The organism is Streptomyces sp. NRRL F-2580, from assembly GCF_000720115.1.
Lineage (GTDB): Bacteria > Actinomycetota > Actinomycetes > Streptomycetales > Streptomycetaceae > Streptomyces.
The window spans coordinates 1-8708 of record NZ_JOIR01000082.1 but is presented as its reverse complement, the minus strand read 5'-3'; the positions used below and the strand labels follow the sequence as shown (position 1 = coordinate 8708).

The following is an 8708-nucleotide window of genomic DNA, read 5'->3' as shown; positions in this document are numbered from 1 at the left end:
GAGGCCTTCGGCGACGATCGCCCGCAGCCGACCGTCGTCGGCGCCTTGCTGTTGGGCGTCGAAGAGGCGCTGCGCGTAGGCGGGTGGGAGGTGGACGGTCAGCCGTCGCATCCGCCCGTCGTCGGTGGTGCCGATCGGGGCGGTGTAGCCGAACCGGGCGCGGGTCTCGACGGTGATCCCGGTGCGGGTGGCGGCTTCCTTGCGTCGACGGTCGCGGACCTTGGGCTGCCAGCGTGCGCGTACGGCGGCGTCGATCCGGTCGGTGATCGCCTTCGGCGGCGTCTTGCGTTCCCCGGTGCGGTAGCGCTCCACGGACCGCTGGCTGACCCCGAGCGCGGCGGCAACGGCCTTCGTGGTCTTCAGCTTGCCCGTCAGGAAGTTGATGCGGCCCTTCAGCGTCTTGGGCGGCTCCCGCGTGAACGTCTCGCGGCCCGCCCGCTCCAGAGCGTCGTCGATGTCCCCCACGGCTTCTATTCTCCTTCGTCGGTGACGGCGTCGCCGCCCTTGATGTGGCGGGCGGGGTTGAGGCCCTTCTCCATGAGGTCGACGGCCCACGCCATCTCCTGGACGCCTTCGACCTTCGCGAGGCCCGGCGTTGTGCCGAGGCGGAAAGCTCCGGGGAGGGGCTTGCCGGAGGTGGTGTAGGGCATGAAGTCGAGCGGGGAGGGTCCGGGGCTGGCGTAGACGACGCAGTCGGAGAGGACGCCGAGCGGGTACTGGCCGGTGGCCTTCGCGGTGTTGGCCATCTTGCGGTGCATGTTGACGCGGGCCTTGGAGATGACCGCGGCCCGGATGTCGGGGCGCCAGGTGGGCCGCTCCAGCGCCGGCCAGCGTTCGCCGTCGCGGTAGTGGCGGCCCTGCGGGCGCTCGCGCAGCTTGCCGATCCCGCCCTTGACGGTCGCTTTGATCGCGGCGAGTACGGCCGCCATTCCGGGGTCGACGTTCTTGTGGTGCTCCATCGCGGCGAGGAACTGGCGGTCGTCCAGATCGGCGGTGACGCCGAGGTCGGCGAGCGTGTCGAGGTAGGCGGTCTTGAGGCGGTCGTGCCACGGATCCAGGTACGCGCCGGTCTCCCGCCGCAGGTACGCCTCGATCGGGGCGACGTCGTAACCGAGTTCCTGGGCGTAGGCGACGGTGTGGGTCTGGTACCAGGCCGGTCCCTCGGGCCGCTGCCCGGACGGCGTGAACGGCGAGGGCAGGCGGGGGTCCAGCTCGATGTGTGAGAGGTCGACCAGCCAGGAGCCGGGGATCTTCTTGTTGAAGGCCGGGCGGTGGAAGTGGTCGGGGGCGGACAGGCCGACGACCAGGCGCGCGGAGGCGGCGAGGAAGGCGGTGTTCAGGTCCAGGCCGACCGCATACGGCAGCAGGCACTCCTCATCGGAGAGCAGCTGCGGGTCGCGCACCCACTGGTAGGCCTCCTCGTCCAGGAACCCGCCCGCCCACCCTTGCGCGACCGGGTGCTCGGTCGGCGCCTCCGGCGGGGCGGGGTCCATCGGCTCGCTGCCGAGCGAGCCCGGGTTGTAGGCGGACTCCCACTCTCCGGTGGTCTCGTTCTTCACGGCGCGGGTCGGCGGCCGCAGCGCGGTCATCAGCTCCAGCCCGGAGGTGGCGGTGGAGCCGCGCGGGGTGATCACCCGCGCCGCGTACGTACCCAGCACGCGGGCGACCTCTGCCGGCTCCATGCCCGCGACGCCGGGCCAGGACCGTGCATCGAGGGCGTCCCAGGACAGGACGGCCAGCTGCACGCACTGCCGCTGCCCGGCCTGCGCGGGCCGGTAGACCCTGGCCCAGGGGCCGAAGCCGCGCTTGGTCAGCTTCCACTTGGCCTTCGCGACCTGCTTGACGACCGGGTGATCGTCCTCCAGACGCAGGGAGCGGCGCTGCTCGTGGCCCTCCAGGCGCTCGGGCAGGCCGAGCTTCACTGCGGCAGCAGCGGTGAGGACGACCAGCGGGTCGGAGTCCTTGCCGTTGCGGTTCAGGCGCGGTGTACCGAGCCCGGACTCCTTCAGCGTCCACTCGACCAACTCCGGGACAGAGCTGACCGGGCAGTCCAGCACGATGCCGTCCACGCCGTACGCGCTGCCGTCGCCGTCCAGGACCACGAGCGGGCCGTGCGGGAACCGCGGGTCGACGGCCGCCAGCGGGGCGCCCTTCTTCACCGGTCGGCGCGACGTCACCGACGGCCTGGCCGCCTCCACCGGCGTTTTCACGACCGGATTCGGTGCAGCGGCGGTGGCTGGCGCGGCGGGTTTCGCCGCGGGGCCGGTGAACGACTTCGGAACCGCGGCCGGAGCGGACGCGGATTCGGGCGTGGACTCGGAGGCGGCCGGCGCAGGGTACCGCTCGGCCCAGCCGTCCAGCAGTCGCAGGTACGCCTGCAGGCGCGGCGGGCGCGGCTCGGAGCGGCCGTTCTCCCAGTTCTTCACCGTCTGCGGCGTCGACTTCAATGCGGCCGCGAGCCGGGCCTGCGTGACCCCGGCCGCCTCACGCAGCCGCGCCCGCTCCGCCGGAGACGGCAACCGCGGCTCGCCCTCCAGCAGTGCGTCCACCGCGTCGAACAGTTCTTCTTGGCTCGGCATGGCCCACCTCCAACCCGAACCCTAGCAAAATTAACCCCACCTAGATATTGGATTTAACCCTATCGAGTGTTGTGTTTTCGGGATGTGTCTCGGAGCCCGGTCCCCAACTGCACTGGTTGTTGGGGCCGCCCCGGGTGTGGGCGCGTGCGCGGGCAGGGCAACGTCGTCGCAGACGGGATCCAGCCGACCGGTGGGCAGGGACGTGGGAGAGGGCGGTGTGCGGGTGGACTGGAACTGGTGGACGGTGGACTTCGGGGACGCGCACGCGGGCGCGGCGGGTGTACTCGTCGGCGGCAGCGAGCCGGGCCCGGTGTACTTGGACGTCGGGAGTGGTCCGGACGTGCCGCCGACCAGGCACTGGTCGGCGTACGACGGCCGGGCCGCCGCCCCCGCGCGGAGGCGTTGCGGGCTGAGTGCGCGTGCGGATGGCGCAGCGCCGCCCAGTACCCGCTGGACTGGGACACGATCGGCGACTAACCCTGTACGAAGCGGACGTCGACCTCACCGGACCGCTCGCCGACTGGACTGCCCACCTGTCCGTTGTCCGCGAGGCGACCGTGCCGATGCCCGAGCCGCTGGCCGCGCTCCTCATCGAAATGACCGAGTAGCTGACCGCCACGGCCGCGCACGCGCCGCCGGTGTTCTGGAGCGGATCGCCGCGTACACCTGGAGCATGGTCTGTTCGCCGCCGACTTCCTTTCCGTCGGCGTCGATGACCTTGACCTGAACGGAGACCGCCGCGCCGTGGGTGAAGGTGCCGGGCCGGGTGTTGTAGTTGGAGCTGATGGCGACGGACCAGTCACTGGAGGGGGCGTCGGCGGTGACCTTGAAGCCGTCCTCGCGGGCGTTCCGGCCGGGGGCGTTGTCACCGGTGTAGCCACGCATGATGCCGGAGATGGGTGATCTTGGAGCCGTCGGCTACGGCCTTGTTGGAATTGATGGACACGGAAGTCTCGGACACTCGCTGTTCCCCTGTTCGGCGCCGGTGGGTGGAGCGTTGCACACCGCCTCGGCGCCGATCCCGCGATAGTGCCCGGAACCCTGCTGCGAGACTACGCGGACGAGATCGACGGGGTACGCGTCATTTACCTCATTGACCGCTGCGGATCTCGTCGATGCGCTTCGCCAGAGCCTGTGTCTCCGCGACCAGCCGCCCGTGCGCCTTCTTCTGCTCCTCGGCACCCCGGTCCCTGAACGCCCCGCTGAAGTGGGGTCGGAGCTGGGTCCACCAGCCGTAGTCCAGCATTGCCCACGCCTGCGGGCAGAGGGGGGCGCGGGTCTTCGGGAGATAGCCGCTGTCGACCAGGGACTGCTGGTACTTCTTCGGGTCACTGCCCTCCAGGTAGCACAGGAAGTTGAAGGCCCGCTGCTGGGTAACGGGGTGGTCGCTCGACATGCCCTCCAGGGTCGGCGTGCCTTCCTTGCGTGCGATCTCGTCGAAGAGGATCGCGGCGGCCAGCGACGGGCCCGGCCCGACCTCGTTGACGGTATAGAAGGACGCGAAGCCGTCCGCCGCGTCCTCTTCGAGACCGAGGTTGGCCAGGAGGAGCTGGCGCTGAAGGGCATGGCCCATTTCGTGGCCGAAGATGAATTCGGTCGACAGCACGGTCAGGTCGTCGGTGTTGTACTCGGACGCGGGGAACGGGGCGGGCCGTTCGACGGTCTTCACGACGTCGGCGAGGGCCTTCTCGATCTCGGTCAGGAACGGTGGCGGGACGAAGATCGTCCTGCCGTCGGGCTGGGTGACGGCGTCGGTGACGCCGGGCGGCACGGCGGCGGTGACCTTCACGACCATGTCGTGCGGGAGGGTGAGTGATCTGTTCACCCAGTCGGCCGTACGCTCCAGCACGCGGGAGTTCCGGATCAGTGCCACGGCCTGCCGGTCCTCCGGTTTGACCGTTTGGGCCTCGTAGACGACGGTGACCCTGCCGGAGCGCGCCGCCTGGGGGCGGGGCCCTGCTCCAGGCCCCTGCCCGGCGTCGCGGGCCTCGCCGCTGCACCCGGTCGAGACGACCCCGGCGAGGAGCAGCACACCTGACAGGACGATGCGCGCCCTCTTCGAGCGACCGGCGGTGTTCGGCATCCTTGATCGGCTCCCGTCGCGTGTCCCCGCACTGATCCTCCGGCCGTCCGGAGGCGGGTGCCCGTCGAGCCGCCCGTACGGGGGACCGTTCGCTGTGTGGGCGACCTTCGGGAGGCCGCCTGGTTCGGCCCGTTCGACAACCGCAGCATCAGGGATCCCCGACGCGGCTTCCGGCGGTAGAGCGCAGCTCCTCGTGCTGGCCGACTGCGCAGACGCCGGCGCGAGGAGCAGCCGCCCTCTCACGGCGCCCAGTCGACGCCTGCCTCGGCGAGCGCGGTGATGCACGGGAGGAGTGTTTGTGATCAGTGGCGAGTTTGATGGTCTGCGGGGGAGTGTCAGCGGAAAGTCGTCATCGGAGTGTCAGCGGTTTAGATGCACCCGAAGATCGACGCCGACTTTCTCCTCCTGGATGAGCGCAGGACACCAACCCTGTCGTCGAGCAGGTCTTCACCGCCCAGCGCGGACACGCCCATCTCGTCATGGTCGAAGACTCAGCCCAGGCCATCTACGCCTGGCGCGGCGCCACCGACGTCATGACTCGCTTCGACGGTGTCCCCCTGGCCCTGACGCAGTCATTCCGCTTCGGCCCGCACCTCGCCCGCGAAGCCAACCGATGGCTCCCCCTCGCCGGGGCACCCATCCGCCTCCAAGGTACGGAAACCATCCCCACCCGCCTCGACACCGTCGAGACTCCCGACGTCTTCTCCTCCTGGGGCGAACTCCAGGACTACGCCGCCTACGACCCGGCCGGCGCCGACCTCCAGCCCTTCGTCGACCTGATCGACACCCACACCCCCGGCGCACTCCTCGCCGCAGTCAGCCAACTCGTCGACGAACAACACGCGCAGGTCACCGTGTCCACAGCCCACAAGGCCAAGGGACGCGAATGGCCAACGGTCCAGATCGGCAACGACTTCAGGCCGCCCAAGGACGCTGGAGATCCCGACGCCCAAGCCCGCCCCGTACCCGGACCCATCGACGACGCAGAGGCACGCCTGGCCTACGTTGCGGTAACCCGGGCCCGAGGTTGCCTCGACCTCGGCGAACTGGCCTGGATCCATGACCACCCCGGCGGCAGTCCCGTGTGACACGGTCTCGGTCCTCGCGGATCCAAGACCACGTGCAACCGTCACCGCCCGAGCAGGATGGCCGAGCAGTGACTGCCGCGCGTTGGACAAGTCTGCCGACTCGGTGAGAGCGGCGTCCTCGGACTGCGGTGCATCCGCCATTCACTGCACGGCACGCGGCCCCGGACAGCGCCATCGGTAGTCCCCGCACCACGCAGGTGACGCGCGGCGGTCCTCCTCGGGAACGAGTGCGAGCGCCGTCGGGCCCCCAACAAAACACATGGGCCAGCCACGTTCATGGCCTGCTGGCGGCTCGGATTCCGGCCCAGCACGGGTGCGCCATCAACCTGATAGCGCAGTCAACACGCCAGAGCTGGCACCACTCCTGGGAGACCCTGGCCGCCCTGGTCGTGACGGTGAAGGCGTCCCACCAGTTGAGGGATCGTCGACCGGGCCTCGCCCGAAGACAAGAGCCCCGGACCTCGCGTCCGGGCTCTGCTGTGGCCGGCTGTTCACGGCCCTTCGAAGGAGTCAGTCCGTTTCGACGTAGGCGACCAGGACAAGGGTGCCGAGGGCGGTCGGCACGTACAGGATCCGGACGCCGCTCTCGCGGTGCTCACGGATCGCACCGTGCTTCGACAGCACGCCGATCTCGGGATTCCTGGAGACGGCCACCAGTACGGGGTCGAGCCGGAGGCGTTCGGCCTCCGTCATCTTCTCGACCTGGTCCTGGGCCACGTCGTAGAAGACGATGCGGGCGCGCTTGGGTGCGTGGCGGCCCATCAGGCGACGTGCGAGGTGGGAGCGGAGTCGTCGAGCGGGGGCTGCCCGAGGTTCTCGCGCAAGTCCTCCCAGGAGGTGACGGCGTCCAGATCGACGCCCTCGCCGGCCAGGCGCTCCAGGACGTAGGCGATCTGCGGGTCGCCGTCAGCCATCTCCCGCGCGTCGGCCCGCAGGGCCTCCTGCTCGGCCGGGTCGAAGACGATCCGCATCGCGGCCTCCAAGTCGTAGATGCTGCAACGAGGCTAGCGCAGGAGTACACGACCGGAACACGGAAGGCGAAGAGGATGCCGAGACCACCCGGTGCCCGGGGAACCCCGTGGTCGGCGGAAAAGAAGGCGGCCGGCGCCCACTTCCGCCGAGGCGGGTGGCAAGGGCGCCGGCCAACCGAAAACACACACTCCGTACGCCGCGGCGTTGCGGATCCACTCCACTTGCCAACAGTGATATACAATAGGTATTGTTTTCTTACTTCCGGGTGGTGGCAGCCCGCGGCACCGGACACCCACCAACACCCTGGAGGCCCGTGTCTTTCTCCATCGCGTCCCCCGCCAGCAGCTTTACGCAGACTGCGGCCGTCGCACCTGCCTGGCCGGCCACCCCCGCAGCCGACCGCGGCCGAACTCGCCCGGCTCGCCGAGCTCCTGGCCGAGGCCGACGTCACCGCCGCCGGCGTCCTGGCGATCCCCGGACTCGCCGCCGGCCCGGGCGACATCGCCGGCATCCGGGCGCGCACCACCAGCAACCCGCCGCACGCCCTGTACGTCCTCGCCGGCGGCAACCTCACCCCGCACACCAGCGCCGACAGCGCCTTCGCCCACCTCCACCCGCTCATCGAAGGGGCCGCCCGCCCCTGCGACGGATGCGGCGCCGAGGCCGGCCTCCCGTGCAACCCGACTGCCTCCCCGAGCCCTCGAACGACTGACACCCCCGGCCGGCGGGGCGCCACGAGCGCCCGCCCCGTGATGAAGGAGAAGAACATGATCCGCGCCGGACGCCTGAAGTACGTCCAGACCATGTCCGACCTGGCCGACGCCCTCGGCAAGAAGCTCGTCACCGTCCGAAACCAGAAGCCGTACGCGGCGGAAGGCCACCCGGCGCCGATCAGCTCGCCCAGCGCCCGCAACCAGCTCTGGGACGCGGAGCAGACCAAGGCCTACTACGCCGGCAAGCCCATCCCCGAGCTGCCCCAGGTCGACGACGAGGAGGACCTCCTGGACCGCCACGAGGCCGCCGAACTGCTCGGCATCGCCCCCGTGACCTGGAACACCTACAAGAAGGACCCGGACCTGACCACCGGCGTCGTCCTCGTGCCCGCGGGCCCCAAGGGCACCGAGCACTGGCCCCGCCGCCTGGTCCTCGCGTACAAGAACAACCGCCCCGGCCGCGGCGCCGGCGGCGGCCGCCGGGAAGGCAGTGGCGACATGATCCCCCGCGACCAGATCCTGCCGCGGATCGCCAAGCTCCTGGACGCCGACCCCACCGTCACCGTCGAGGCCGTCTCCGACACCCTCGGCATCACCAAGTTCCCCACCGCACAGTCCGGCCTGGCCACCCTTCGCGGCCGACGGATCGCCGACCTCATCGAGACCCAGCCCGACCTCGACCCGAAGGAAGCCGCCATCCAGCTGGGCTACCCCACCACCACCCACCGCGGCGCCATCCTCGTCGCCGAGCGCGAGCTGCGCGCCCGCAGCGCACAGCCGTACCTGCAGCACACCGCCGACTTCCTGGCCGCGGCCGGCATCGCCCAGCAGGCCCAGGTGGAGATGCGCCAGCCCGACGGAGAACACCTCGCCGCCGCCGTTCCACTCGACACCGATCAGCCGGCACCGGCCCTGGTCTGGGACTCGCGCTTCGGATGGCGCACCGCGACCAGCCGACGCCACCCGATCGGCAAGAGCACAGACACGGCACCCGAAGGGGAGGGAATCCGTTACCTGGGCACCGGGTTGAAGCCCGACCCCGAGGAGCTGCTCGCCGCCCTGCGGGATCAGCGCCGGGGTACCAAGCGCCCCAAGGTAACGGCCGACGAGCACTGCGACCTTGACGTTGCGGAATGACGCGGGCGCGTAGGCACTGGTCGGTCCGTCGAGCTCATGGGCGTGGACGACAGGCGTCCCCTTCTCCTTGAACGGTAGCTCTCAGGTATCAATTGACGATGGGACCGGCCCGCACGTTCGGTGTGGGCGGAATTCG

Annotated in this window: 7 protein-coding genes and 1 pseudogene; 2 read left to right on the top strand and 6 right to left on the bottom strand. The window is 70.3% G+C overall.

The features are described from left to right. The 4 genes from tpg to IF88_RS41755 all read right to left on the bottom strand — a co-directional run. A partial coding sequence (tpg, locus tag IF88_RS0139340; protein ID WP_030724257.1) for a telomere-protecting terminal protein Tpg occupies window positions 1–465 on the bottom strand: 465 nt, incomplete at its 3' end. A 5-nt stretch (window positions 466–470) separates the two neighbouring features. Next, window positions 471–2579 (bottom strand): telomere-associated protein Tap, encoded by a 2109-nt coding sequence (gene tap, locus IF88_RS0139335; RefSeq protein WP_030724254.1) that lies wholly within the window; start codon window positions 2577–2579, stop codon window positions 471–473. A 588-nt stretch (window positions 2580–3167) separates the two neighbouring features. Next, on the bottom strand, window positions 3168–3464 hold the full coding sequence (locus IF88_RS0139330) for a hypothetical protein (RefSeq protein ID WP_030724252.1): 297 nt from the start codon (window positions 3462–3464) through the stop codon (window positions 3168–3170). Window positions 3465–3669: 205 nt separating this feature from the next. Next, window positions 3670–4662, bottom strand: a complete 993-nt coding sequence (locus IF88_RS41755) for a DUF4344 domain-containing metallopeptidase (RefSeq protein WP_199808214.1) — start codon at window positions 4660–4662, stop codon at window positions 3670–3672. A gap of 378 nt (window positions 4663–5040) precedes the next feature. On the opposite strand from IF88_RS41755, the pseudogene IF88_RS41750 reads away from it, so the two are divergent. Next, window positions 5041–5750: pseudogene (locus IF88_RS41750) on the top strand (UvrD-helicase domain-containing protein); the annotation flags it as partial. A gap of 510 nt (window positions 5751–6260) precedes the next feature. On the opposite strand, the gene IF88_RS0139315 reads toward IF88_RS41750, so the two are convergent. Further along, complete coding sequence (locus IF88_RS0139315; protein WP_030724247.1) at window positions 6261–6512, bottom strand: hypothetical protein; 252 nt, start codon at window positions 6510–6512, stop codon at window positions 6261–6263. Further along, window positions 6512–6733: a hypothetical protein gene (locus IF88_RS0139310; RefSeq protein WP_158754914.1), complete on the bottom strand. Its 222-nt coding sequence runs from the start codon at window positions 6731–6733 to the stop codon at window positions 6512–6514. The genes IF88_RS0139315 and IF88_RS0139310 overlap by 1 nt, the downstream gene beginning before the upstream one ends. 756 nt (window positions 6734–7489) lie before the next feature. Here IF88_RS0139310 and IF88_RS0139300 point away from each other — a divergent pair. Next, window positions 7490–8572: a DUF6292 family protein gene (locus tag IF88_RS0139300; protein ID WP_051838349.1), complete on the top strand. Its 1083-nt coding sequence runs from the start codon at window positions 7490–7492 to the stop codon at window positions 8570–8572. The last annotated feature ends 136 nt before the right edge of the window (window positions 8573–8708 follow it).